We start from the raw sequence: 25,466 nt of genomic DNA, 5'->3' as shown, positions 1-25,466 counted from the left end.
GCGGATAATAAAATGACATGTTAGTCAAACACTTTGTTTTTGGGCCTATCGAAACGAATTGTTATCTGGTCGCGTGTGAAAAAACCAGGGACGCGATGGTTGTCGATCCCGATGTCAGGACAAAAGAAGAAAAGGATAAGCTCAGCAGCGCGATCAATAAGCCCAAAATAAAATTGAGGTATATTGTCAATACTCACCACCACAGCGATCATACATCCGGCAATAGCATACTTAAGAAGGCCACTGGCGCTGAAATACTGATACACGAGTTGGATGCAGCGGTGTTGCCAAAACCCTGGGAATGGTGGTCAAAGATGATCAAAACCGACCCGCGACGTCCTTGCCCGGCTTGCGGCAATGAAGGATCTAATCACGTCGAGATCCTGAATGGCCAGGAAAAAGCGGTCTTGAGCTGCAATGCCTGTGGTTTAAGGTTCGAGATATTTTCTTCTCCGCCGGCGGACCGTTTGCTTCATCATGGCGATGTAATAATAGTCGGAGAGCTGGAATTTGTCGTCATCCATACGCCGGGACACAGTGCCGGCGGCATTTCACTCTATTCAAAAAAGGAGAAGGCGGTCTTCACCGGCGACACGCTGTTCAAAGGATCGGTTGGCAGGACCGATACAATCGATAGTTCTTGTGAAGATATAATCAGATCGGTCAAAGAGTTGAGTAAGCTGCCGGAAGATACAGTCGTGTATCCCGGGCACGGCGAAACAACCACGATTAGCGAAGAAAAATGCAATAATCCCTTTCTGCAAAATTAAGAAGGATCCATGAAATATTTTATCGCAACGATATTGATCTCTGCCGTAGTAATATCCTGCGCGCGGCAATCATCGATAACTGAATACCAGCTTTCCAACGGGCTCAAGGTCATTATCATTCCCTTTAAAAAGGGAGAGCTTATCTCCATGGTCACATTATATTCGATCGGTGAAACCAGCGACCCGCTGGAAAAATCAGGCATGGCGCATCTTATCGAACACCTTTACGTCACCTCAGCCGCCGGAGCATTTCCGTCCCGGGATATCAATCGCTTTATGGCTGACTATCCAAAAGGATGGAACGCCCAGACCGGCATGGATTACACGGTCATCGCCACAGTTTTCCCCAAGAGACAACTTGATGCGGAGCTCAGGATGGCCGCGGCCAGGATGAAAAGTATCGATATCACCGAAAATGACCTCGACCGGGAGATCCCCCGGATCGAAAAGGAACTCATCAATATGTACGACAGGATCCCGATGCTCGCCAGCCAGAACCTTTCGGCGGAAATGCTTCTCGGCTCTCAGCTCAAAGAGCGCAAGGGCGGGGTGAGCGAACAGATACGGACCATAACCGTTGACGAACTGCGCGCGCGCGCGAGCACCTTTTACAAACCGGTCAATGCGCAGATCATTGTCTGCGGGCCCGTGGAGCCGGGAAAAATTAGGAAGCGGATCGACAAATTGTTCTCGAATATCCAGACCGGTGAACCGGTCCCAGCCAAGACCGTTACTCCTTTACCTGGCCATAAAAAATTACAGATCAAAGATATAACACCATCTTTTCCAAATGCCCAGTCCTGTGTCGCTCTATCATACAGGGCTCCCTCTCCGGCAGACCGATTGCATCCGGCTTATCTGGTTTTAGTACATAGACTTCAGGTAAATTCGCAGGCATTGGAATTTTCCCCGAATACGCTCCTGGTTTTCTATGCTGCCCTGGACCGACCCGAGGTCATAAGCCTTGTTTTGCCGGTTGAAAATCAAGAGAACCCCGAGGCAGCCCTTGACCGGCTTGAAAAATACGTGGATGAGATAAGGATCCGGAAGATCGATAATGAGGAAATCATAGCCTCAAGACGGAATTTCAACTTTATATTTTGCCGGGAGACCTACCCAAACAGTGTGCTCGCGGGCGATTCATACGGCGTCGCCTTCGCCATAGGACGAAAGAAACAGCTCGGCATTAACGGCGATACGCTCATGCAGCAGATCGACGCTGTAACCCAGGAGGAGCTTTCGGCGGCGGGAGAGTACTTTGCCTTAGAAAAAAGCGCTGCAGCCATAATCAAAATCAGAAAATATTGAATTCCACCTTGCTATAAGATCATCATTGTACGCTTGACTTGGGCGGGAAATCCGGGATAATATGGCCGGATAAAACATGGATCGCAAGGATGATATGCTGGATAGATAACAGGAGGCATACGTGAGCTCAAAAAAACATATCAGCGATGAGGAAGCAAAAAAGATCGGCGAAAAACTCGGCGTAAAGTGGGACAAGTTCGACGTGGACCAGTTCCGAAGGGGCATGGATGTCGAACTGGAACACGGAACTGTCGATGCCTGGACGAACGTGACGAACGATGATCCGTTGACAACCGGCAAAATCGCGCTCGCGCACTTGAACGAGTTTGCGGATTATTATGATCGGCTTGAAAAAATGGAAAAAGAAGCTGATAAATTCTGGGGGAAAGAGTAGACTCAGCGCGAAGGCGCCGATTGTAAAAATCTAAGTCTATCAGGGAGGTCCGATGTTGACATTGATATCGATCCTGCTTTTCGGGACGGGCGTTTATGAAAGGATCGGCATAATCAGCGCGATGGACGTGGAGCTCGCTTACATAAAAGAGCAAATGCAGGTGGAATACGTCGATACCGTGAGTCGCCGGATATTCGCCCGCGGTAAGATCAGAGGCGTGGAGTGCGTTCTGGTCATGGCCGGCGTGGGCAAGGTCAACGCCGGGATAACCGCGGAAATATTGGCCAGCAAATACGACGTCGACGCCGTCATCTTCGGCGGGGTTGCCGGCGGCATAGATCCAAAACTTGACATAGGCGATATCATCATTTCTGAAAAGGTATTCCATCATGACTACGGCGTGATAGAACCCGGGGGATTCACGCCCTGGGATACGGTTGGTTACGCGGCCGACACGTTTCTGGTGAGACTTGCCCGCGATCAGGCAGGCAACGTCAAGTTCCAGGAAATACCCGAGAAGATCTGCAAGGAAACCGGTCATTATCCGCGGGTCAAGACCGGCCGGGTGGTCACGGGCGACCAGTTCATCGCCAGCGAAGTTAAACGCCAGTGGCTGGAAAAAACCTTCCGGGCTGACTGCGTGGAAATGGAAGGCGCCGCGGTCGCCCAGGTATGCGCGATCAATCGGATCCCGTTCTTGATCATCCGCTGCCTGTCTGACCTGGCAAACGAGAGCGCCGACGTGGACTTCGATGCTTTCGTGGATTATGCCGCTCGGAATTCCAGCGTTCTGGTGGTGGAGATCGTGGGATCGCTGAAGCAATAAGATCGGATTCCGGATTTTCCATCTTGATATATAGGGCAAAAAAGTTAAGGAGGATATGCCATGGGTAACGAACAGTCGGCGATCACCGTGAAGCTCATCAATAAAAAACTACAATTTACCGGCACGGCCGGGTCGAACGCACCGGTCACGATCGATTATGTACCGCCGCTCGGCGACGGGCAGTGTTATATGTCGCTTGAATTGCTGCTGATCAGCCTTGCTAGCTGCTGCGGTTCGACCGTGGCATCCCTGCTCCGGCGGATGAAAAAAGACGTATCCGGAATGGTGATCGAAGCTCAGGGTGTCCGGCGGGATCAACACCCGACGTCATTCAGGAAGATCATGCTCGAATTCGTCATCAATTCCCAGGATGCGGTCGATGCCGATGTTCAGAGCGCGATCAAGCTATCAGAAGATACATTCTGCCCGGTATGGGCGATGTTGAAAAATAACGTGGAAGTCGCGACCGAATTCAAAATAATAACAGGTTAGAGCTCCCTACAAGCAAACCTGTTTTTACCACTACAGCATTTATCTAGCCCAACAGAACGTTTCGTTGACATCAGCGGCAATCGTTGTATAATGCACAGATATGCGCCTGAAAATGACCACCAACTCAATTGAAGATCTCCTGGTCCGGGTGCTTAACGGCAGGGCCGATGTCTATAGAATTCTTGGTAAGTTCAGCCGGGCGATCGAAGACTACCACAGCATACTTAAAGCCGCCGAAATAACCGGGAATCCGGATCCTTTGATCGTGCCGGAAACAATGCTGAATATCGGCTATATTTATACCGAAGGCAGCAGTGATTTTGACAAGGCTAAGAAGATCGTCAGGAAAGCTTTCGCGGAGATCGATCAAAAAAAGGAACAAAAAATTTATGGACGGGGGATCGGTATCCTCGGCAATGTCGCCCGGCGTCAGGGTGACTACGACAAAGCGATAAAATATTTTAATAAGATGCTTCTGATTCAAAAAAAATCCCATGATAAAAGAGGGACCGCAGTAGCAGGCAATAACCTCGGGAACAGTTATTGGAATAAGGGAGAACTGGATAAGGCGCTCAGGTATTATAACCGGTCTTTGGCCATTGCTACGGAAATAGGCGACAAAATTGTGGTGAGTATGGTTTCCGGGAACATCGGTCTAGTCTATCACGGCAAAGGCAAACCTGACCAGGCCTTGAAGTATTTTAATAAATCCCTTAAAATAAAACAGGAAATTGGCGATAAGCGGGGGCTTGGGATTATTTATGGGAATATCGGAACCGTCTACACCAATAAAGGAGAGATCGACCAGGCATTGGAACAATATAAGAGATCGCTCTGTATATATGAAGAGATAGGCAATAAGACAGGGATCGCCACAGCTTTGAACAATATCGGGCTTGTTTATTTTGACAAGGGAGAATACGGAGAATCGCTAGAATACTATAAAAGATCGCTTTCCAGGTCGGAGAAGATCGGTGATAAAACGCAAACCGGTTTGGTGTTAGGCAATATCGGATTGCTTCATCACAACGAAGGTAAGTTCGACAAGGCGCTGGACTGCTTTAAAAGGTCACTTGTTCTGTCGATGACAACCGGAGATAGAGTTGGCATCGGCATTGCATACCAAAACATCGGCACGGTGTATCTAAATAAGGGAAATTTGAAGAAAGCGCTGCGTTATTTTAAAAAAGACCAGGCGATGAGGATGGAAATGGGAGATAAAAACGGCATCGGTCTATCCTGCATGAATTTTGGCGCCTACTATATTGAGCTTAAAAAATACGCGGCTGCCGGTCGGTATCTTGAAAGAGCCGAGAAAATATTAAAGGAGATCGGAGATAAATATAATCTGGCTAAGGTCTATGCTTTTACTGCCGAATTGAGCATAGCCCGTGATAGATCAGCCCGGGCATACGGCTATGCCAAAAAGGCATTGTCTTTGGCAAAAGAAACCGGCACAAAAGAGCACGATGTCCTCGCCTTGCGGGCGCTGGGCAAAGCGCTTCACGCGCAGTATAGTGCATCGGGCGGAAAGAAAGCCATTCTGATCACGAGAGCGATCACATACCTTCAGCAGTCGGCAGATCTGGCAAGAAAACAGAATATGATGATCGAACTTGCCAGATCGCTGGATGAGTTGAGCATTATGATGAAACACGCCGGCATGAACGAGGAAGCTGGTAAATGCCTGAAGGAAGCCGCCGCGATATTTAAAAGAACCGGCGCAAAGCAGAGGTCAATAACAAAAGACCACGATAAATGATAAAGCCGAATAAACTTTTCGTATCGGCTTAATGTCTAATTCATATAAATCAGAATTATCAGAATAATAAGAATATTCTGAAAGATAAGGAGAAATTACCATGAAAGGACAAAAACGGATGGTGGGATGCGTCCCGGGCGGAGGCGGCGGGGATTGTTGCAGCGTCTCGGCAGTGGTGGGGGTCGACGAGCGGGGACAGATCGTGCTGCCGAAAGAACTGCGGGATAAGGCAAAGATCAAGGCCGGCGACAAGCTGGCGGTCGTTGCGCTAAGCGGCGAGAAAGGATCATGCTGCTTCATGCTGATGAAGGTCGAAGAGCTTGACCGGATGGTGAAGATAAAGGTTGATTCGGTGCTGGGCAAGGGAAAAGAGGCTTAAAATGAAGGCAAATAAGATCAGGAAAGCAGTGCGGAAAACGTATGCCGCGGTGGCTAAACAGGGTAGTTCATGCTGCGGTCCGGCTGAGCCATGCGAATGCGGAATCGGCGAACTTCAAACATCGGGCCAAGCCATGGGTTATTCGGCGAAAGAACTGAATTCCGCACCAAAAGGCGCGAATATGGGGTTGGGCTGCGGCAACCCGGTCGCCATCGCGTCGCTTAAAGCGGGAGACACGGTCGTCGACCTTGGATCCGGAGGCGGTTTTGATTGTTTTCTCGCCGCCCAAAGGGTTGGTAAAAAGGGACGGGTGATCGGCGTGGACATGACACCGGAAATGATCGAAAAGGCGCGGGAAAACGCAATGAAGGTCAAGTATAACAACGTCGAGTTCCGGCTGGGCGAGATCGAGCATCTGCCGGTCGCAGACCAGAGCGCGGACGTCGTGATCTCGAATTGCGTTATCAACCTGGCGCCGGATAAAAGGGCGGTTCTGAAAGAAGTCTACCGCGTGCTGAAGAGAGGCGGAAGGATCGCGGTCTCGGACCTGGCCCTGGTCAAGAAGCTGCCTCCGAAGTTAAGGAACAGTATCGAGGCGTACACGAGCTGCATCGGCGGCGCAATCCTGCTTGATGATTACAAGCGGGCGGTCAAGGCGGCCGGATTCAAAAATATCAAGATCGCGGTAAATGACAAAGCGGGTAAAATAGTCAAAGCGGCAGCTGCAGACTACAAAGGGTTTTCTCAAGCCGACCGGAAAAAACTCACGATGATAAGGTTCCTGGCCGAGCATGTTGTCAGTGCTTACATTCAGGCGGTGAAATAGAGCTTGGATACCCGGGATTAGATCTAAAGGAAAGGAGAATCATGAAAAAGTCGGTTATCATTGGCATATTATTGAACGTCATGTTTTGTTTATCGTACGCCCAGGCGGGTCAGGCCATCCAGCTGATCCCGCCGGACACCACGCGCGGGTTGCCGGTCATGAAAGCCCTTAAGGTAAGAGCTTCGGCGACCGATTTCGATACGGTCATGCTCAGTGACCAGGACCTGTCCGACCTCATCTGGGCCGCTAACGGGATCAACCGGCCAGAGAACGGAAAGCGCACCGCGCCATCGGCGACGAACGCGCAGGACGTTGATATTTATGTTTGCCTCAAACAAGGTACTTACCTTTATGACGCGAAAAAGCACGCGCTGGGTCAAGTGACCGAGGGAGACACAAGGTCGCTGGTTGCCTCGCGGCAGGAGTTCGCGGCAAAGGCGCCCGTGATCTTGCTGCTTGTTTCCGATATCTCCCGGTTCAAACATGGCGGCGATTCGCTGAAGCTTGTGTGGGCGGCCATGGACGCGGGGATCGTTTCGCAGAACATCGCGGTCTTTTGCGCGGCGACGGGATTGAGAACCAGGCCGCGGGCCATCATGGACCTGAAAAAGCTGAAGGCGGCTTTAAAACTAAATGAAACGCAATATCTGATGCTTAACAATCCGGTTTCGTACTGATATTGGACAAGGCAGTCAATTACGTTATTAGTTGATCATGTGATTAAAGACAAAATATTCGATCCGGTCGTTTCAATCGCGTATTGATTTTGCTGCGCAAAATTGTATAATTCAGCCGGTAAGCAAGAAAGGATGGGATCATGGATAAAGCGGGGCGTAGATCTCCAGTTGCTTTTTCAATGGTGATCACCATTATTTTTTCGATGCCTGTCTTCACGGTCGCCGGGGATCCGGCACCGGCTGACTCGGTAAAGATCGGGCTGGTCCTTTCCGCCGGCGGCGCCCTGGGTCTTGCCCATGTCGGCGTGCTCAAGGTGTTGGAACGGGAGGGGATCAACGTTTCGTGTATATCCGCCAACAGCATGGGTTCGATAATCGGCAGCCTTTACGCCGCTGGTTATACCGCCACGCAGATCGAAAGTATCGCCCTTGGCATCGACTGGAAGAAAATGATCGTTTTTGGCCTTCCGTCCGGCGTGAACCAGCACCCGGGCACGCGGCAGAGACTGGGCTATCTTGTCAGCCTGGAGCACCATGGTTTCAGCCCCGCCCTGCCCAGCGGCGTGGCCAACCTGCAGAACGTGGAGTTCTTTCTCGCGCAACACCTGGCCCGGCCGGAATACGATGCCGGCGGCAATTATGACAGCTTGGCGATCCCCCTCCGCCTGATCGCCGTGGATCTGAACTCGGGCCGCAAGATCACGTTCTGCAGCGGCAGTCTCGTAAAAGCGATCCGGGGCAGCATCGCCATACCAGGCGTTTTCGCTCCTAGCATGTTCACGAATATGCGTTTGGTTGACGGCGGCGTTATGCAGTACCTGCCGGTGGAACCGATAAAAGAAATGGAACCTGATCTTATCATCGCGTCGCTGACCATAAAGCAAAACGAGCAAGCCGGCGTATCCATGATTGATATCATCTCCCGCACGACCAGCATGTTCGGCATTTCGGACATTGAAAAGCAGAAAAAGATCGCCAATATCCTGATCGAACCGGACCTCTCGCAATTTGACGCCACTAATTATGATCAGGCAAAGGAGTTGATCGCGGTCGGCGAACAGACAGCGGAAATGGCACTGGACGGGATCCGCGAGAGTATCGCGGGCAGGACGATAATAAAGGCAAAGAAAGAGATCACGCATCGGCCGCTACCGTTTGTGAGAAAGATATCATTTGAAGGAATGAAGACACTGTCCGCAAAAAAAATATCCAGGATCCTGAAAATAATACCCGGAAGCCAGCTCGATTTTGACGCTTTTATCAAAGACCTGATCAAGCTTTACGAGACCGGCCTGTTCGAACATGTCGATTACCGTTTGCATGACGGCGGGGATTCGGTTGAGATCACGATCGAAGTGCACGAGCGGGATTTCGGGTATTACCTGCTGGGACTGCGTTATGACAACTATGATAATGCGACGATCGGCCTGGAAATGGGCATTGACAATATCGGGGGCAGCAGTTTCGGCGCCAGTGGAATAGCGACGCTGGGCGAGCCGAGCGAATACCGCGTGCGGATTGAATACTTGAACCCCCAATATACAACGTTATTCGGGCACATCGATCCATTCTGGTCATCCATTGACCGGTCGTATTACGATGGTTCGGGCTGGGTTGCCGATTATAACATTGACTGCCGGGGCGCAGCGTCGGAGATAAACTGCAACCTTGGATACGATACTTACGTGGGCTTTGGTTTCAAGGCGCACCAGGCGTTGTACCGTTTTCCGCAACTCGCCGTGTTCGATACCCTGCCCATGGACGAATGGATCATCGGGCCGACCATATCAGTCGAGCAGAATGACGAAGCCGGGTGCGACCTCTCGTCGGACAACAACTTCGTCCGAATTGAATGGCAGTATGCGGGTTCTCTTTTTCACAGCCGCGCGGAATTCATACGGATAGCGCTCATTACTGACGCGAACAAACCGCTCTTCGGACGTTTCAGCACTTCGGGAGTTCTTTGCGCCGGCGCCTCGGCCGGCGATCTGCCTTGGTCAGAGCGCTTTTATACCGGCGGCGCGTCATTCGTCGGATACCGGTTAGAACACGTAATGAGCAGGCAAAAACTGACTTCCAACGTGAGCCTTAACTACCGCGTTCTGGGCACAGCTCGAAGCAGGACTTTTTCGCTCTATTTAAGACTGGTGGGCGCGGCCGGGCTCACTTCGGACATTACAAATATCCTCAATATTACCGACCCGCTCAGTCTGGATTACCACTATGGATGCGGCATTGGAATATGGATGGATACGCCCATCGGACCGGTCCAATTGACCACCGGTGCCACAGATCCGCAATGGGGCGACGGTTTTAAATGCAAAACCGCCGCGATATTTTTTTCTATCGGTCGGGACTTCAGGTACACGAAATAACAGTAAGTAGTCCCGCTTTTATTTCATAAAAAAACAGCATTGATAAAGCGGGATCTTCGATAAGTAGCATGTAGTAAAACGGCTAGTAATTAGCACCCTTTTTTGTATCGATGTAGTCTTCCAAAAGTTCTTCGAGCTGGTCAAGCGGCATCGAGCCGTAGCGAAGTATCTCATCATGGAATTCTCTGATATCGAAATCCCTGCCCAGCGCTGCGCGCGCTGATTCGCGCAGGCGGATGATGGCCAGCTCGCCGGTCTTGTAAGCGCATGCCTGGCCCGGCCAGACAATGTAGCGGTATATCTCTCCATCGGCGCTCCACAGGCAGTGTTCCTGCATGTACGCGGCCGCCTGATCGCGCGACCATTTTTTCCAGTGAATACCGGTGTCCAGGACCAGGCGCACGGCGCGGAACAATTCAGAGCGCAGATAACCGATGCGGCTGTACAGATCGGTATAAAAACCGTTTTCCAATGCCAGGCGCTCAGCATAGAGGGCCCAGCCCTCGACATAGCCCGTGAAGAAAAATAAACTTTTAAACAAACGCGCGTCAGCCGATCCCTGTTCCAGAGCGATCTGAAGGTGATGGCCGGGTATTGCTTCATGATAAGTCAACGCTTTCATGCCCGGCTTGGAGTGCCGGTAACCAAGGTTGGCGTAGAAGATCCCGCCTCCAGTACCGTCCAGACGCGGCGGCTGATAGTATGTCCCGGCCGTCGCCTCTTTGAATTCGGGTACGCGACCGACCTTTACGACCGCTTTAGGCACGGTGCCGAACATATCCGGCAAGTGCGCGTACATCGTATCGATTATTGTTTGGTAACCTTTAAGGGTTTGCTGTTTGCCCACATCCGTTGCCGGATAGAGAAATTTACCGGTGGTATCGGCCAATATTAGCTTTTGGAAGGCAATAGCCATTTCCTGGTAATTTTTACCGGGGATCCCAAGTTCTTTGTAAATCTTAACAAGTTCATGCTCGATACGCGCGACCTCGGCCAGTCCCAGTTCATGGATCTCAGCCGGCGCCATGCCCGTGGTGGTGTGAAAATTGAGACAGTATTGGTAATAAGCGTTGCCCTGGGGCAGTTTCCAAACACCGGCAAGACTATCAGCTTTTGGTCTCAATGTGGCGAGATACGATATGACATTTCGGTATGCCGGATAGACGGAATTATCGATCGCTTTCAAAGCTTCTTTTTTCAACCGGTCTTTTGTTCTGGCATCAGCGGCACTGATCTCCGATAAACGGTCCCGGAACGATGTATAGAGGATATTTTCGATTGGAAGAACAGAAATGAATTCAGATAAGATCTCTTCCAGGTTTGAAATTATATAGACCGGCGGGACCGCTTTTTTCTGTTCGCAGATAGCAAGGTGATCCAGCAGCTGTTGAATATAGGTCTGATAGCCTTTCAACCTCGCGATATAATCTTCAGCGTCCTTAAATTTCTTTATTTTGTGATGCTCGGTCATGAGGGTCGTCAATTCATTATGAAATCCAAAACCAGGGTTGATCAAGTACCGGTTATAGCGATATGCGTCACCCGCGGTCCGCATGTCCATGTACCACTTAAGCTGAGCGCAGGCCAGCCGCTGGGAAACAGTCAGGTCTTTTTCTTCATGACGGTCAAGACGCGCGCGGTATTCCTTGTACAGGGCGAACTCCTGATCCTGGCCTTTTTGCGAAATGTCGTCGAGAAGGTCATTGCGGACCGGGATACCGGCTGATGCCGGAAGTCCCAGGGTCGTGCCCGTAGTCGGGCTCAGTGCCACGTAATCACGGACAAAATCAGTGAACAGCTGTTCAATGTCGCCGTCGCCCGTATCCGCAACCTTCTGCGCGTCCGCCCAGGAGTTAAGCATTAGCGTCAAAACGATCGAAATGCTGAATAATGAGGATTTCATGGTCCCCCGCCTTTTCATGTTAGATATATGCCGGTTTCTCAAAAAAATATCACATAAACACAGATGCTAGGTTCTAAGTGCTAGATGTCAGATACTAGATGCTAGGTGCCAGATACATATAGGCAAAACTTGTTAAGCTCTGCCTTTTGAGCCGAACACCCTGATCCGTTCCCTGATCACCCTGGTGATCTGGTCCCGGCCGGCGGCAAGGGATTTGCGGGGGTCAAAATCAGCCGGGTTTTCGGTCAGGTACTGCCTTATTCCCGCGGTGAACGCGATGCGCAGGTCCGTGTCGACATTGATCTTGGTAATACCGCTCTTTATGGCCGATCTGAGCAACGCATCCGTGACGCCGCGCGCGTGGGTCAGATTTCCGCCGTATTTGTTGACCAACTCCACATAGTTTTTCTTGACGCTCGACGCGCCGTGCAAAACAAGGGGGATCTTCACTTCCGCGGCGATTTGCCTCAGGATATCGATTCGCAGTTTTGGCTTGCCCTTGAATTTGTAAGCGCCATGGGAAGTACCGATGGCGATCGCCAGGGCGTCGCATTCTGTTTCCCGGGCAAAACGCCGGGCTTCTCCAGGGTCGGTGTAAAGCGCCTGATCATGGGACACCGCGACGTTATCCTCGATCCCGGCCAGACGGCCGATCTCGGCTTCGACCGACACCTTGTGCCTGCGGGCAAACGCTTTCACCTTGCGGGTGAGCCCGACGTTTTCCTTATACGGCAGCGCAGAGGCATCGATCATGACCGACGTGAACCCCGCGCGGATGCACGCTTCGGCCAGTTCGAACGACGGTCCATGGTCAAGGTGAATGACCACCGGGATCCTTATTTTACGCGCCAACCCCGTTATGATCGCCGTGATCTGAGGCAGGCCTGCGTACTGGATCGCTTTCTCGCTGACCGCGATGATCACCGGCGCAGACAGCGCCTGGGCCGCGGCCAGGATCGCCTGGGTGATCTCCAGGTTGGAGGTGTTGAAAGCGCCGACCGCATAGTGTTTTTTCTTCGCGTCCGGCAGGACATCATTCAATGTCGTAAGCATTTCGCATCCTTTCCATTCACAGACTGCGTTATTTCGCCAATTGGCATAATGGCGTGATCACGATTATTATCTGAAATGACAGGTCGAATTCCTATTTTATAATCCCCAGCCAGTCTCCCATGAGGAACTGCAGTTTTCCGATCAGCAGGGTTACGCGGGACATGACCGTGTAGCCGAACGAAGCGCCGAAACCGAGCATGATAAAAACAATGCCGATGCGCGAGGTCACGCGCAGGACGCCCTTGTGCTCACGGGAAAAATAAAAGTAAGAGATCGTGCAGATGACGCCGATTAGCAGGATCACCGACCAGACAATGCCCAGAGCCCCGGCATTCCACATCTTGAAGTTCTGTGAATTGAGGAGCGTCGCCTGGATCTGTTTTATGATGTCGGCCTGGATCGTAACCGGAATGAACAGACCGGTATAATACCCCATGAACAGGGCGATCGGGATCCTGACCAGCCATGACAGTCTGGGGATGAAGCGCGTGAAATAGAGCATCCCGATGAACGCCGGGATGATGAGCAGGTACATGCCGGAAAAAAGGCGCTTGAACAGGATGGGGACGAGGATGTTATGCCAGTAGAACGTGACCAGGTACCCGTTGATAACGCCGATATATATATGCTCGGCAACGTAGTAAACCGGGTTTTCTTTGTACAGGAACGAAAAGATCGCGAGGCTGAGAAGCGCGCCTATCCAGATCCACGGGTCAAAGTTCATTTTTTCCTCCTGGTTACGAAGTAGCTGATGTTGCCGATGACGATGAAGGCGATCATGATCAGGTGGGCATAGGTCAGCGACAGCATGCGCTCGCTCGCCACGCGTTCTGCCGTTATGTTGGCCCGCGAGGAAGCAAGCTCTTCGTATTCGGCAGCGCCTTTGACACCAACCATCATGCCGGTGAACTGCCCTGACTGATAATACGGGTAGTAATCGGCGCCCAGCACCGCGCTGCAACCGGCGCCCACGCGGAGGCCGAATTTCCGCTGAGCGAACTGGGCCCACCACTTTTCAGAACCGGTGCCGCCGCCCAGGGCCACAAGAATGTCGACGTTGTTGTAGTTCTTGATATGCTTCATGAGCGGCAGCGTGTCGGTCTGGTTCCCATAGTAGTCGACCTGGTAAACGCCGGCGATGCTCTCGCCCATGCCGAGGATGGGAATAATAGGCGGAGGCTGCCAGCCAAGAAATACATAATCTCGTCCGTAGATCAAGCTGTCGGCGCGGGATGTCGCGTTGCGGTTGTATTCCGCGATCACATCATCCAGCACTTTTTTCGCCAGACCCAGGTACTCTGCGTACAGGCTGAGCGCGAGGACCTTGGTGCGGTTCTTGAAAGCGTGACGCAGCACGGTATAAGCCATGGGTTCGCATTCTGCCTGATACTGCGGTCCGTAGGAGATATCCAGGATAAGCGCTTTGTCCGGCGTGATCTTATCGATCGCTTCATAGAGTTTGGTGACCGGGGGGAATACCCTGACCTTTAGAAAACGCGGGAACAACAGCGAGAATATGATCAGCCCGCCGAGAGCGAGAAAAATGATCCGGCGGTCGATCCGAGTAAGCGTTTCAAATAACTTCATGCGCCGCCTCCGCCCAGCCAGGAACGTTCTATGCCCAGCACGATCTTGAGCGCGGTTGCCAGGCCGCCGAGCGCGATGCCGAACGCAATGCCGCGCTGGCCCGCGGCATTGGGCACGTCCAGTATCCATTGAGCGAACGCCGGCAGGTGATGGGATATCGCGTCGCCGATGGGCAGCACGCCCAGCATGACGATGAATGCGGCCGAAAGCAGGAGCGTGGCTTCAAAAGAGCGGATGCGGAAAGCGCGGTATGAAGCTGAAGCCATGTAGAAGGCGAGCAGGGCGAACATCGAGGTGCTAAGGGCGATGATGACGTTCTGGTATATGGTCTGGATGTTGAAATTGAAATTGCCGATCTGCGTCGGCAAGATGCCCTTACCGCTGACGCCGCCGCCCAGGCCGATGACCGAGGTGATCAGGAATGATGCCAGCAGTACGATCGAATAAGGCCATTTGTGGCGCCTGGTTCTGATCTTGGACGTGTGCACGGACACAAGGCTGCTCAAGGCGAGGATGAAGGCGAAGGACTGGATAATCCGCAGAACATCGTTGCGCATGATTTCATCACCGGCCTTCACGATGGGGTGGGGAACGAACGCGGCAACCAGCCCGGAGACGCCGGCAATAAAAACAAGGGCGAGGGGGATCTTTTTCTTCATGGCAGTTCTCCTTATTTGAACAGCGACAGGATCTGAAACTTGGTTACCAGCCCGATAACCGAACCGACCAGCAGCAGGCCGACGATTATCACCTTGATGAAATCTTCGCCCTTGATCGCGCCGAGCAGGAGGGGTTCTTTTGAGATATAAGCCGATGCTGCGTATAGTTCTTCGCCGATAAGGGTATAGTCGCAGGCGGTTATAAAGAACGGCAGCTGGGTGACATTGTCGGTGCCGGCGATCTGGATCGCGCCCATGGCGGCGCCCGTTTCGGCCAGGATCAGGGACTCGGCGCCGAAACTGCCGATCCAGAAATTAGTAGCCGGACGTTCGCGAGTCATGATGCCGCATATGCCCGAAGCGTAAGCCATGGAGCTGGCCGCAAGGTAAAAGACGCTGTTCGGGTCATACCGGTCGGGTTTACCCACGGTGCTATAAGACTGCTTGACGATCTCCCGCGAGACCGTGTAGACGACCGGATCAAAGGTCGGGCACAGGAACTTGGTCTCGAACTCCGCGCATTTTTTGGCGACTTCGCCCACGATATTGAGCGAGGCAATCGTCGCGATCGCGTCGATCTGCCCCAGGCCCAGGCTGTAGAGGATGGGTTTGCCCATTTCCGTGGCGCGGCCGACCGCGTCATCGACCGCGCTCAAGCCCGCGATCTTCCTGATGAAAAGGGATCTGCCCTTGCGGGCGCGGTAGATGTAGAAGATAATGAAGAAAGAGGATACGATAAATCCGATCAGCACGTTCCACATGGTCGTGCTGAACCACTGGGCAGAGCTTGAAAAAGGTCCATGGGATGGGGAATAAGCGCGCGCGGTGTCCCTGACCGCGGCGATCCGGTAGAAATAACGCTCAATGTCCTTGGTTTTATCTTCGGTCTGCGCAATTCCCTTGCCCACAAAACCGACTTTTTCAAATGTTACGTTGTCCGTGCTCCGGTGGATCTCGTAACCGTCCACGTCTTCATCATCCGGAGACAATTGCCATTCGATAGTGATAGAACTGCCGCCGTCACCGGGCGTGTCGTACGCCTTGACGCCTGACGGTGGCGCCAGCGCGGACATGACGGCGATCATTATGATCATGATCATTAAACCTCCTTTAATTCATCATTCTGCTGTTTGCGCAACGATCTTTACCCCGGCGTTATGCCAGCTACGATGGAATAGACGCGGGCCGCTCCTGATCGTTTGAGCGCGCGCGCGCATTCCCTTATCGTGGCGCCGGTAGTCATGACATCATCGACCAGCAGGATCGTGCTGTCCTGGAACCCGTTGCCGTTTAAGCGGAAAGCGCCGCGAACATTGCGCAACCGTTTTTCCCCGTTAAGCTTGGTCTGCGTCCGGGTGTTGCGGGTCCGCGCCAGTGTGTCGTGCAGCGGGATCCCGCATTCGCGGCTGATCACCGACGCCAGCAAGCGCGACTGGTTGTAACCGCGCCGTAATTTTTTCCACCAGAACAGGGGTACGGGCACGACGCAATCGGCTTCCTTTAACCGCGGATCATAGCGTACGATGTTCGCCATGGACAGGCCCAGAAATAAGGCCAGGTCGCGGAAGCTCCGGTATTTGAAAAAATGCATGACCGTGTCCAGGGGCGGTACATAAAGGGCCCAAGCACGGCCGTAATCAAGATCTTTTTCGTAGCGGCAGTAGGCGCATTTTTTTTGTTTTTGGATCGGCCTGCCGCAGACGGGACAGGCCGGATTGCGGATGTGCGTTATCGTATCCAGGCAACTGTTGCAGACAGCGCCCCGGTCGATCTCCTGCTTACAGACAATGCAGGTGCGGGGCAACATGAAGTCAATGAAGTAACTGGATAGTGTTGCCAGACCATTATCCAGTTTCAAGCCGAGGAGTTCCTCTTTACTGGCTAGACGATGCGCTTGTCAGCCGTCTTTTTTTTGTACACTAAGACCAGCATTATGATGCCAGCGATAACGGTCGCGCCGGAAATGAATTGGTTGACCAGCAGGTTCGCGGCATTCTCGTAATGACGGATGAAATCAATGCCGAACCTGAAAAGTCCTGATACCACCAGGTAGATGGCGAATAATTCCCCACGGTAGTGTTTCTCACCGAGCCGTTTCTGGAGGAAGAAAAAAAGGAGAAGGCCGAAAAGCGAGGAATAGAGTTGCGTGGGGTGGAGCGCGGTGTCACAGGAATAGGCGCGGGCCGGCAAGGAACCAAAGGGGAATTTTACCGACCAGAACAGAGCGGACGGTATCCCGAAACAGCAGCCGTTAAGGAAACAGCCGATTCGGGTAAAGAACTCGCCCAGGCCAAAGCTGGGGCTGATCAGGTCGGACAGCAGGAGAGGGGAAACCTTTTGTTTGCGGACGTACAGCAGACCGGCAACCAAGGCGCCGATAAAACTCCCGAAGAACATCATGCCGCCGGTCCAGATCTTAAATATGACCAGGATGTCCGATTCGAAATCGCTCCAGTGAAAAAAGACATAAAGCAGCCGGCCGCCAACGATGACGCCGACCATGATCCAGAAAGCGAGGTTCTCGACAAAAGCCGGCGAAATGCCGTAACGCTTGGCTGACCGCTTGACCAGGAAAAGCCCGACAACGAACGAGATCAGCAGCATCACTCCGTAGGATGGTAAACCGATGGGTCCGATCTGGATCAGCGTTGGTCTCATGGTTCTTAAGTTGCGGCGTTACTTGGCTTCTCTTTTGGATTCCTCGACGATTTTCTTGGTGATTTCCTTTGGCACTTCTTCGTAATGGTGGAATTTCATGATGAAGTAACCGCGGCCCTGGGTCATCGAGCGCAGGCTGGTCGAATACTTATACATTTCCGCTTCCGGCACGATGGCTTTTATCATCTGGTTCTTGCCCACCGCTTCCATCCCCATGATCTTGCCCCGGCGGCTGTTCAGGTCGCCGATCACGTCGCCCATGAATTTTTCGGGAACATACACTTCAACTTCGCTGATCGGCTCCAGGAGCACGACGTCGCCCTTTTCCGCGTTCGCTTTCATCGCCATCGACGCCGCGATCTTGAACGCGATGTCGGACGAATCTACCTCGTGGTACGAGCCGTCATAAACACTGACCTTGATGTCAGCGACCGGGTACCCGGCCAGGAATCCCTGCTCCAGGAATTCCCGGACGCCTTTTTCCACCGATGGGACATAGCGTCCCGGGATCCGGCCCTGGGTGATGGCGTCTTCAAACTCGAACCCCTGACCGCGTCCCAGCGGTTCAATGCGCAGCCAGCAGTCGCCGTACTGCCCGTGGCCGCCGGTTTGTTTTTTGTACTTGCCCTGGGCCTCGGTTTTTCTCGTGAATGTCTCGCGGTATTTGATCCGCGGTTTTGCCAGGTCAACGCTGACACTGTATTTTCTCTGCAGCCGCGCCAGGATCGTATCGAGATGCAATTCGCCGATTCCGGAAATAATAAGCTGTTTTATTTCCGGGTCATACGCGAAATTAAAGGTGGGATCTTCGTTGCGGAGTTTGTTCAAACAGGTTGATATTTTTTCCTCATCGCCTTTTGCCTTGGGGATGATCGCCATTGATATCGATGGCAGGGGAAACTTGATGGCCGGCAACTTACCGTTAACTTTGACCGCCAGGGTATCGCCGGTGTGCGTGTCTTTGAGCTTGACCAGCGCTCCGATCATGCCGCTCGGCAGTACGTTCGTTTCCTTTCTTTCTTTGCCCTTGAGAACGAGGATCTGGTTGATCTTTTCCGTCGATTCTTTCGTGGCGTTGGTCACGGTTTCGCCGACCTGAACCTTGCCGCTGTGCACACGAAGGTAACAAAGCTCGCCGAGATGGGGTTCGACCGCGGTCTTGAATATGTAGCCGACGAACGGCGCGTCGTCGCTCCTTTTCAGCGACTGCGAACCGATCGTGAAGTCAGGCATCGCTTCGGCCGAAGGGTAATGTTCGATAAGGGCATCGATGAGATTGGTGATGCCGATTAATTCCAGGGCGTCCGCGGCCAGGCACAGCGAGATCTGGTTCTGCGCGATGCCCTTCTTGATCGCGGGGATACATTCCTCGAGTGTGACCTTTGATCCCTCGACGTATTTGTTCATGATCGCCTCGTCAAAATCCGCGGCGATCTCGACCGCCAGGTCCCGGTACTTCTCGAGCTTGCTCGCAATATCGGCCGGTGCCGCACCTTCAACCGGCTTGCCGTCCTGGAAGGTGTAGATTTTATTAAGGAACACGTCGGCGATGCCCTGCGTTTTTTCGGCGCTGCCGACCGGGATGGTCATGGGGATGATGCGTCTCTTAGTGATGTCTTTCAACCCTTCAAAAACCGCAAAAAAATCAGAATTCTCTTTTTTCAGTTTATTAACGAAGAAAAGGCAAGGGAGGTTTTTCCTTTCGACTTCGTGGAGATAGCGCTCCGTACCGACGGCGATGCCGTCAACGCCGTCAACTACGATGACCGCGCTGTCGATGGCCTCAATGCCGCTGAGCGCTTCACCCATGAAATCGGAATATCCGGGCGTGTCGACGATGTTGAAAGTAAAATCGCGGTACGCCAGTGTCGCCAGGCCAAGGTTCAGACTGCAGCCGCGTTTCAATTCTTCCGGTTCTGTGTCAAACACCGATGTGCCTTCGCTAACTTTTCCGAACCTGGTATTCGCGCCGGTAAGGTACAGGATCGCGTCAGCAATGGTCGTCTTGCCGCAGCCTGCGTGCCCAAAGAAACCAATATTTCGGATCCCTTTTGTTGCCATTATCTACCTCCTTCTCTTCGCTAATCCTCGGTTTTGTCAATAGATCAGTAATTGGGTCATTACTGTCATATCTGGTATTTAGCTGTTACCGTCTTAGCCACCGGTTATTGTACATGAAAACCGCGAAAAGTCAAGACGGCGCGGCTGGCAGATATGAGTTTGGGCGCTTTACACGTCAAAAATGAGCATTGTTTTGTAGCCGGATTGCAGTTTCTTCAGTTTGAATTTATGATACGTGACGTTCTTAATCTCCAGTTTTACTTTATGCTTTTCAATGCTGAATGTATCCCCCATGAGATCGGCTGAGAGCGAGAATTTTTTTACTGAAATACGATAGATCTTGGGGATGAACCCTTTAACCGCGAAGTTGTATATCAGTTCGCGGCACCAATCGATCACCAGGTCACCAAGGGATTTGCTCTGGATCGAAAAACGCATGGTCTTGACCGCGTCAACAGTGCCGGAGATCTGGGTTTCGAAGATCGCGTTGCTGATATTTTTCAAGAGTTCTTTGAACGTCCTGGCCTTGACCTCAATGCCGAGGTCGGCGGTGTGGTTTATATACCGGTAGTTGGCCATGGCGGTATTTAAGCCCCCGCCCCCGTCCTCCCATTAGCAGGGAGTAACAGGGGCGGGCTAAAAGTCTTTAATAATACCAGAGCAGGTAGAACGCGAACGGTTTTTCGTTACCGAGCTTGAAGTTGAGGTAGGAATCACCGCCTGCTGGCGGGTTGGAGATGAAAGTGAGTCCGCTTATGGCCGCGAGATTGATGGAAAAATGCTCGCTGCAAAAATGTTCAAGGCCGAACCCGAAAGGTACGCTCAGGCCGAATTCAGCATCGGCTCCAGGGGCACCGGTTGAGTAAAACATGAAGCCAAGGCCGGCTTTCGCATACACGTTGGTTTTACTGTGGCCTTTCATAAGGATATCGAGCAGTGCGTCGAGCCTGAAACGGATAGATGTATTGTCATTTGCGTTGACCATGGTGAACTGGAATATTGGTTCCACCGCCATCTTGGGGCTGAACCCGAATTTTGTCACGGCCAGGTCAATAACCGGGAACCCCAGGGTCGTGAGCCCAGACTCAAGATACGTATCCGGGCTGAACCCCAGACCCATTCCGATCCTGCCGTCTAGATCGACCGCACCGACCAGCGCAATGGCGGCCACCAAACCGATCAGAGCTTTTTTCATGTATCCTCCTTTTTCAGTTTCTTTAATAACGTAGTATAGCGATAATTTAAAATCTGTCAAGAATTCGTTTTGACCGCCGGCATTGACCGCAAAAGGTCGTTCCAGCGGTATTCCGATCTAATGGAAGATGCTAAAAGAGTGGACAGCAGTGCATGGTCACGTTCGATCCGGACGCTGGCCGATGCCGGGTCATCAGCACTCTGCGCCAGCGCTTTTACCGCAGCGACCAGGAAGAGCCATTGCATCAGTTCTTCGAAGCTTTCTTTATGGAACCAGGTGATGCCGCCGTGTTCGTGGACACTGATGTACTGCTGAACAAGGCGATCATTCATGAGCGCGCTTAGGTTTGCGGCGGTCAATTCGTCGGTGATCCGTTCGGTGCTGATCAGGGTCTTGATCAGCCGGATATGACGTTCCGCGGCCGGCTGGTCCTGGCCAAAATCCTTGAGGACATAGAAAATGACGTCGCCGAGGAGCAGGTTATCGAAGAACAGAATGCTCTGTTGTTCAAACCCGGTGCCGGTCTTCAACTTGCCAAGACCCCGCGTGATCAGCCACAAATAGAGGATGGCATGCCTGGTGACGCGCGAGGGCACGACATATGAACTCAAGGGCTGTCGGGACTCTATGGTCGGTTCCAGACGGTCTTTTATGACCCGCCACAGTAAGGTGAAATCACCGATGACGGTCGACTCGCTGCCCGGGCTGTCCGTGAATTTTTTTATGGCGGTGGTGACCTTATACATTTTTTCAATCAGGGGCAGTTTATCGTCGGCCGCTTCCATGGCGACCAGCGTCTCTTTGTTGACAAGCTGGCGGAAAGGCGCGGTCACCGGTTCCAGTTTCATGTGGCGGAGCGCCTGGACGATCGAATCCACGCCGCGGCCGTTTAAAACCGCGCACAATTTTGCATGATCACCGGTAGGATCGTGGATCTCTTTGAAATCCATGAACAGATGGTACTGGTAGGCGCCGAGCTCAACATACAGGCCGGTTTGAGCAAGGTCTTTGCCGGAGCGGACATATTCAAGATTGCTAGCGCGGTCCCGGAATGAATAATAATGATCATCGTCCGGTCTCAGCCCCAGCGCCTGCGTCAGGATCTTCCGGACCGACGCTCCACCGCTTTTGTGATTGACCGAATTTTTTATCCAGCCCTTGACGTTCTGGTACTTGTTGTTATAGACTACAAGCGCCTGCTCGCGGCCGGTACTGTTGGAATAAGCGAAAACGTCTTCGATCACGGCGCCTGAACTGTCATAAAAATCATAAAGAAAAAAATTATCCACGCCGCTGAACAGGCGGCGTTTTTTCAGCAGGGGAAAGATCTCGCGCCGGTGCCGTTCGATCAGTGACTGGTCAGGCGCTTCGTCCCAGTAGGCCTTCCGGTATTCCATGCCGTATTTTTCCCCCAGCCCATCGATCTGGCCGTGCCCGAACATCACCAGGCCCGGCAGCGTCGCCATCATCATGGCGATGCCGAAATACTTGTCGCCGGTGCCGAACTGCTCGATCGCCGGCATTTCATCCGGATTGGACATGAAATTCACGAACCGCCTGAGGATCTCGGGATTGAAATCGAGGACATTCTTGATCGTGACCCGGAAATTGGCGTTGTCCTCGCGTTTCAGCATGTTCATGAAGGCGCTGTTATAAACGCGATGCATGCCGAGGTTCCGGACAAAATAGCCTTCCAGGAGCCAGAACGCCTCGGCCAGAAGCAGCGTGTCAGGAGCTTCGTTTTGTATACGGTCAACGACCTCGCGCCAGAATTCTTTGGGAAAGAACCGGTTGAACTGGCCTTTGGTCATGCTGTGCACGGTACGCGAGGGAATGTCGCCGCCCGTGCCCGGTTCCGGGAACCAGAGTCTCTGGTAGTGCTGTTTGGTAAGGGTCATCGCCGCATCCAGCCTGATCAGGGGCGACCTTTTTGCGACCTGAACGATTTTTTGAATGACCGCTTCCCGCACTGCCGGCAGGAGAAAATTGAGCTGTGCCGTATCGTTCCACGGTGTGCTCGTGCCGTCATTGCCGTGGTATATATAACGCACCTTGCCGGTGTTGTTGTCCTGCAGTTTGAAAACAACCGCAGCGTCGGTCCGGTTCCAGTAGCCATCCTCGATGTAGGTACTGATCCCGGGATCGTCAGAAAGGTCCGGCCCGGTAAAGGCGTACCGCGGGAACGGCGGATTATTGGACTGGATGAACCAGTCCGGATGGTCGAGGATCCATCGTGAAAAAATGCCGGTATGATTCGGCACCATATCAACCGCGATCCGGATACCGCGGCTGCGCGCCCGTTCTTTAAGGTTGTTAAATGCGTTCTCTCCGCCGAGGTCCCACGCGATCTCGTAATCATAGACCGAGTACGCGGACGCGAGAGCCTCGGGATTGCCGCATTTGTTCTTGATCTTCTGGGACGGTTTGCTCCTTTCCCAGATCCCGATCAACCACAGTGCGTTTATGCCCCATTCGGCCAGGATATTGAGTTCATCATCAGGGATCTCGTCGAGTTTTGTGACCGGCCGTGAGTATTTTTTCGAAAGCTGCGACAGCCAGACATTGGTCTGTTTTGCGATCATGACCACGACCGGCATCCAATCCGTATCGGCGCTGAAACGCTCTTCATCTCTGAAACGATCGCCATGATCGCCGTCATGCGTTTGGAATTCAAGGGGCTTGGCAGCGCCAGCAGCGCCTTCCCGGACCTTTGTTTCCTCCCGGATGAAATCAAGGGACAGGAGTATTCTGCGGGTCAGGCGCTCCCTCATTTCCGGCGACAGGATCATTCCCCAATGCTCTTTGATGTACAGGAGCTGGCCTTCGAGCGAATGCGGCGACGCTTCTGCTGGCGCGCGCAGCATGTCGATAATGTGCTGGTTATAGGGACCGTACGGCGGTTGAGTTTTGAAGAATTCATGCAGTCCGTCGAATATTTTAAAATACGCGGTGCCATTGAGATCGTCATCATTAAAGAATTCGCGGAAGGACGCGAAGGCCGGGTTTGTGTTGGCCAGGCGCAGCGCGAGCAGTTCGGCGATCGTAGCGTGGACATTGTGTTTTTGGCGCAGGTAGCTGGCGGCAGTTTGTTCTTTTGCGTATACGGCAGCCGGCGGGAACAGTTCGACGAACTTTTTCACCGCGCTGGTGACCGCCTTTTTGCCGCAGCGATCGTTGATGAAGGCAAGGGCATCGCTTAAAGCATTGGCGTTTTTCTGTTTCCGGTACTGTTCAAGAACAAAATGGAGGATTTCATCGATCAACCCCATGGCATTGACCTGGCTGGGCGCAAGGAGGCCGCTTTTCTTCTTTTCATTGACCTTAAGGACGAACGTTTTGACAGCTGGGATATTGGCAAGAATGACATTGCCGGTCAGAGAGAACAATTTATCGGAAAAAGCATAGAAATCACGGCATTTTTTTGAAATATGGAATTCGAAAACGCATTCGTTGCCGTAGGCGTCGTCTCCACGCCTGGTCAGGCGGGTATCTTTTTTGCGCGCGGATGCCATGTAGACCTAATCATAATGATAAAAAAGGAGATGTCAACCGAGCATGATAATTATATCATTGACCTCTTGACACTTGAATATTTATTAGTATAATATAATAGCGATGAACCACTTTATCGATGTCATATTTATTTCTCATAGGAGGAACCGAACCTTCGGTCTCAAGCTGCCGGTGTGGTTCATGTTCGCTCTGGCCGCGACCATCGCTTTGATGACGATCGCCACTGCCGTTCTTTTCCTGCGGCACACCGGCGATACCATCGCCCGGGTGAGCCTTATGCGGGCTGAACAAGAGAACCGTGGTTTGATCGCCAGACTGGAAGCGTGTTACGGCATATTGGAGAACACCAAGAACGGTTTTGAAGATTATGTGGCGCAGGATAATCGTGAAAGAACGTACTGGCAAATGGCACATATTCACCCTGATGTCTGGTCCATGGGTATTGGCGGCATCAGCAGTGTTTTTTCGGTAACAAACATTTCCAAGAACACCAACCGCCTGCTCGGTGATGTCTACGAATCGCTGGCGATCCTCAAATCCCGCTGCCAGTTGCGAAAGAAAAGCCTCGATGAGATCAACGGCCAGATCGACAAAAAATTCGAGTTATGGAGCCACATTCCATCGATCGATCCGATTCCAGGCAAGGCCGTGGGTTCGGATTTTGGATACCGCGTTGACCCCATTACCAAGGGGATCCGCATGCATGAAGGCGTTGATCTCGGCGCGGCGACTGGCACGCCGATCTACGCGTCGGCTGACGGAATCGTGGTGTATAACGGCTGGAACCTGGGTTACGGTCTGGTCGTGGACATAGACCACGGTTACGGATTCCTGAGCCGCTACGCGCATTGCAACAGCATCCTGGTGAAATTGGGCGAAGTTGTAAAACGGGGTCAGGTCATAGCCACGGTCGGCGCTACCGGACGCGTGACCTGCTCTCATCTGCATTACGAAGTTCATGTGTCAGGCGTCAAGGTGAACCCGGAATATTATATTGACCTTACCGATTATATTGTTGATTAATAGAC

Annotated in this window: 23 protein-coding genes; 11 read left to right on the top strand and 12 right to left on the bottom strand. The window is 52.4% G+C overall.

Features of this window, described 5'->3' with window-relative positions; genetic code table 11:
• Positions 1-17 precede the first annotated feature (17 nt).
• From VF399_05860 to VF399_05815, 10 genes are all read left to right on the top strand, one after another.
• A complete protein-coding gene (locus tag VF399_05860) occupies positions 18-770 on the top strand; it encodes an MBL fold metallo-hydrolase (protein ID HEX7319863.1) in 753 nt (250 codons plus the stop codon).
• A gap of 9 nt (positions 771-779) precedes the next feature.
• Positions 780-2,078 carry a pitrilysin family protein gene (locus tag VF399_05855; GenBank protein ID HEX7319862.1) on the top strand — a complete coding sequence of 433 codons (1,299 nt, stop codon included), beginning with the start codon at positions 780-782 and terminating at the stop codon, positions 2,076-2,078.
• 121 nt (positions 2,079-2,199) lie between these two features.
• Positions 2,200-2,472 carry a DUF5661 family protein gene (locus tag VF399_05850; GenBank protein ID HEX7319861.1) on the top strand — a complete coding sequence of 91 codons (273 nt, stop codon included), beginning with the start codon at positions 2,200-2,202 and terminating at the stop codon, positions 2,470-2,472.
• Between the two features lie 52 nt (positions 2,473-2,524).
• Positions 2,525-3,298 (top strand): 5'-methylthioadenosine/adenosylhomocysteine nucleosidase, encoded by a 774-nt coding sequence (locus VF399_05845; GenBank protein HEX7319860.1) that lies wholly within the window; start codon positions 2,525-2,527, stop codon positions 3,296-3,298.
• Positions 3,299-3,358: 60 nt separating this feature from the next.
• Positions 3,359-3,790, top strand: coding sequence for an OsmC family protein (locus tag VF399_05840; GenBank protein ID HEX7319859.1), 432 nt, complete (start codon positions 3,359-3,361; stop codon positions 3,788-3,790).
• A gap of 112 nt (positions 3,791-3,902) precedes the next feature.
• Positions 3,903-5,552, top strand: a complete 1,650-nt coding sequence (locus VF399_05835) for a tetratricopeptide repeat protein (protein ID HEX7319858.1) — start codon at positions 3,903-3,905, stop codon at positions 5,550-5,552.
• Between the two features lie 100 nt (positions 5,553-5,652).
• Positions 5,653-5,931, top strand: coding sequence for an HgcAB-associated protein (locus VF399_05830; GenBank protein HEX7319857.1), 279 nt, complete (start codon positions 5,653-5,655; stop codon positions 5,929-5,931).
• Position 5,932: 1 nt separating this feature from the next.
• The gene (gene arsM / locus VF399_05825; GenBank protein ID HEX7319856.1) at positions 5,933-6,757 is read left to right on the top strand and encodes an arsenite methyltransferase; all 825 of its coding nucleotides are present in this window, start codon (positions 5,933-5,935) and stop codon (positions 6,755-6,757) included.
• A gap of 41 nt (positions 6,758-6,798) precedes the next feature.
• Positions 6,799-7,434 carry a SagB/ThcOx family dehydrogenase gene (locus tag VF399_05820; protein HEX7319855.1) on the top strand — a complete coding sequence of 212 codons (636 nt, stop codon included), beginning with the start codon at positions 6,799-6,801 and terminating at the stop codon, positions 7,432-7,434.
• Between the two features lie 140 nt (positions 7,435-7,574).
• Positions 7,575-9,809 (top strand): patatin-like phospholipase family protein, encoded by a 2,235-nt coding sequence (locus tag VF399_05815; GenBank protein HEX7319854.1) that lies wholly within the window; start codon positions 7,575-7,577, stop codon positions 9,807-9,809.
• A gap of 82 nt (positions 9,810-9,891) precedes the next feature.
• On the opposite strand, the gene VF399_05810 is transcribed toward VF399_05815, so the two are convergent.
• From VF399_05810 to VF399_05755, 12 genes are all read right to left on the bottom strand, one after another.
• Positions 9,892-11,712 carry a DUF885 domain-containing protein gene (locus tag VF399_05810; protein HEX7319853.1) on the bottom strand — a complete coding sequence of 607 codons (1,821 nt, stop codon included), beginning with the start codon at positions 11,710-11,712 and terminating at the stop codon, positions 9,892-9,894.
• A gap of 132 nt (positions 11,713-11,844) precedes the next feature.
• Positions 11,845-12,765 (bottom strand): class II fructose-1,6-bisphosphate aldolase, encoded by a 921-nt coding sequence (gene fba, locus VF399_05805; protein HEX7319852.1) that lies wholly within the window; start codon positions 12,763-12,765, stop codon positions 11,845-11,847.
• A gap of 91 nt (positions 12,766-12,856) precedes the next feature.
• On the bottom strand, positions 12,857-13,489 hold the full coding sequence (locus tag VF399_05800) for a hypothetical protein (protein ID HEX7319851.1): 633 nt from the start codon (positions 13,487-13,489) through the stop codon (positions 12,857-12,859).
• The gene (locus VF399_05795) at positions 13,486-14,352 is read right to left on the bottom strand and encodes a hypothetical protein (protein HEX7319850.1); all 867 of its coding nucleotides are present in this window, start codon (positions 14,350-14,352) and stop codon (positions 13,486-13,488) included. The genes VF399_05800 and VF399_05795 overlap by 4 nt, the downstream gene beginning before the upstream one ends.
• Positions 14,349-15,011 (bottom strand): hypothetical protein, encoded by a 663-nt coding sequence (locus VF399_05790; GenBank protein HEX7319849.1) that lies wholly within the window; start codon positions 15,009-15,011, stop codon positions 14,349-14,351. The genes VF399_05795 and VF399_05790 overlap by 4 nt, the downstream gene beginning before the upstream one ends.
• Before the next feature lie 11 nt (positions 15,012-15,022).
• A complete protein-coding gene (locus VF399_05785; protein ID HEX7319848.1) occupies positions 15,023-16,111 on the bottom strand; it encodes a DUF6754 domain-containing protein in 1,089 nt (362 codons plus the stop codon).
• Between the two features lie 44 nt (positions 16,112-16,155).
• Positions 16,156-16,869, bottom strand: coding sequence for a ComF family protein (locus tag VF399_05780; GenBank protein HEX7319847.1), 714 nt, complete (start codon positions 16,867-16,869; stop codon positions 16,156-16,158).
• 23 nt (positions 16,870-16,892) lie between these two features.
• Complete coding sequence (gene lgt / locus VF399_05775) at positions 16,893-17,669, bottom strand: prolipoprotein diacylglyceryl transferase (protein HEX7319846.1); 777 nt, start codon at positions 17,667-17,669, stop codon at positions 16,893-16,895.
• 18 nt (positions 17,670-17,687) lie between these two features.
• Positions 17,688-19,730, bottom strand: coding sequence for an elongation factor G (locus tag VF399_05770; protein HEX7319845.1), 2,043 nt, complete (start codon positions 19,728-19,730; stop codon positions 17,688-17,690).
• Between the two features lie 168 nt (positions 19,731-19,898).
• On the bottom strand, positions 19,899-20,309 hold the full coding sequence (locus tag VF399_05765; GenBank protein HEX7319844.1) for an archease: 411 nt from the start codon (positions 20,307-20,309) through the stop codon (positions 19,899-19,901).
• Between the two features lie 67 nt (positions 20,310-20,376).
• Positions 20,377-20,925, bottom strand: a complete 549-nt coding sequence (locus VF399_05760) for a hypothetical protein (protein HEX7319843.1) — start codon at positions 20,923-20,925, stop codon at positions 20,377-20,379.
• A gap of 56 nt (positions 20,926-20,981) precedes the next feature.
• Positions 20,982-24,437 carry an alpha-amylase family glycosyl hydrolase gene (locus tag VF399_05755; GenBank protein ID HEX7319842.1) on the bottom strand — a complete coding sequence of 1,152 codons (3,456 nt, stop codon included), beginning with the start codon at positions 24,435-24,437 and terminating at the stop codon, positions 20,982-20,984.
• 103 nt (positions 24,438-24,540) lie between these two features.
• Between VF399_05755 and VF399_05750 the strand changes: the two genes are divergently transcribed.
• Positions 24,541-25,461: a M23 family metallopeptidase gene (locus VF399_05750; protein HEX7319841.1), complete on the top strand. Its 921-nt coding sequence runs from the start codon at positions 24,541-24,543 to the stop codon at positions 25,459-25,461.
• The last annotated feature ends 5 nt before the right edge of the window (positions 25,462-25,466 follow it).

The organism is bacterium, assembly GCA_036382775.1.
In the GTDB taxonomy this organism is placed as follows: Bacteria; Hydrothermota; Tepidihabitantia; order SM23-42; family JAOAFX01; genus DASVHD01.
Note: the sequence above shows the minus strand (reverse complement) of the source record. Positions and strands in the feature narration are given on the sequence as shown.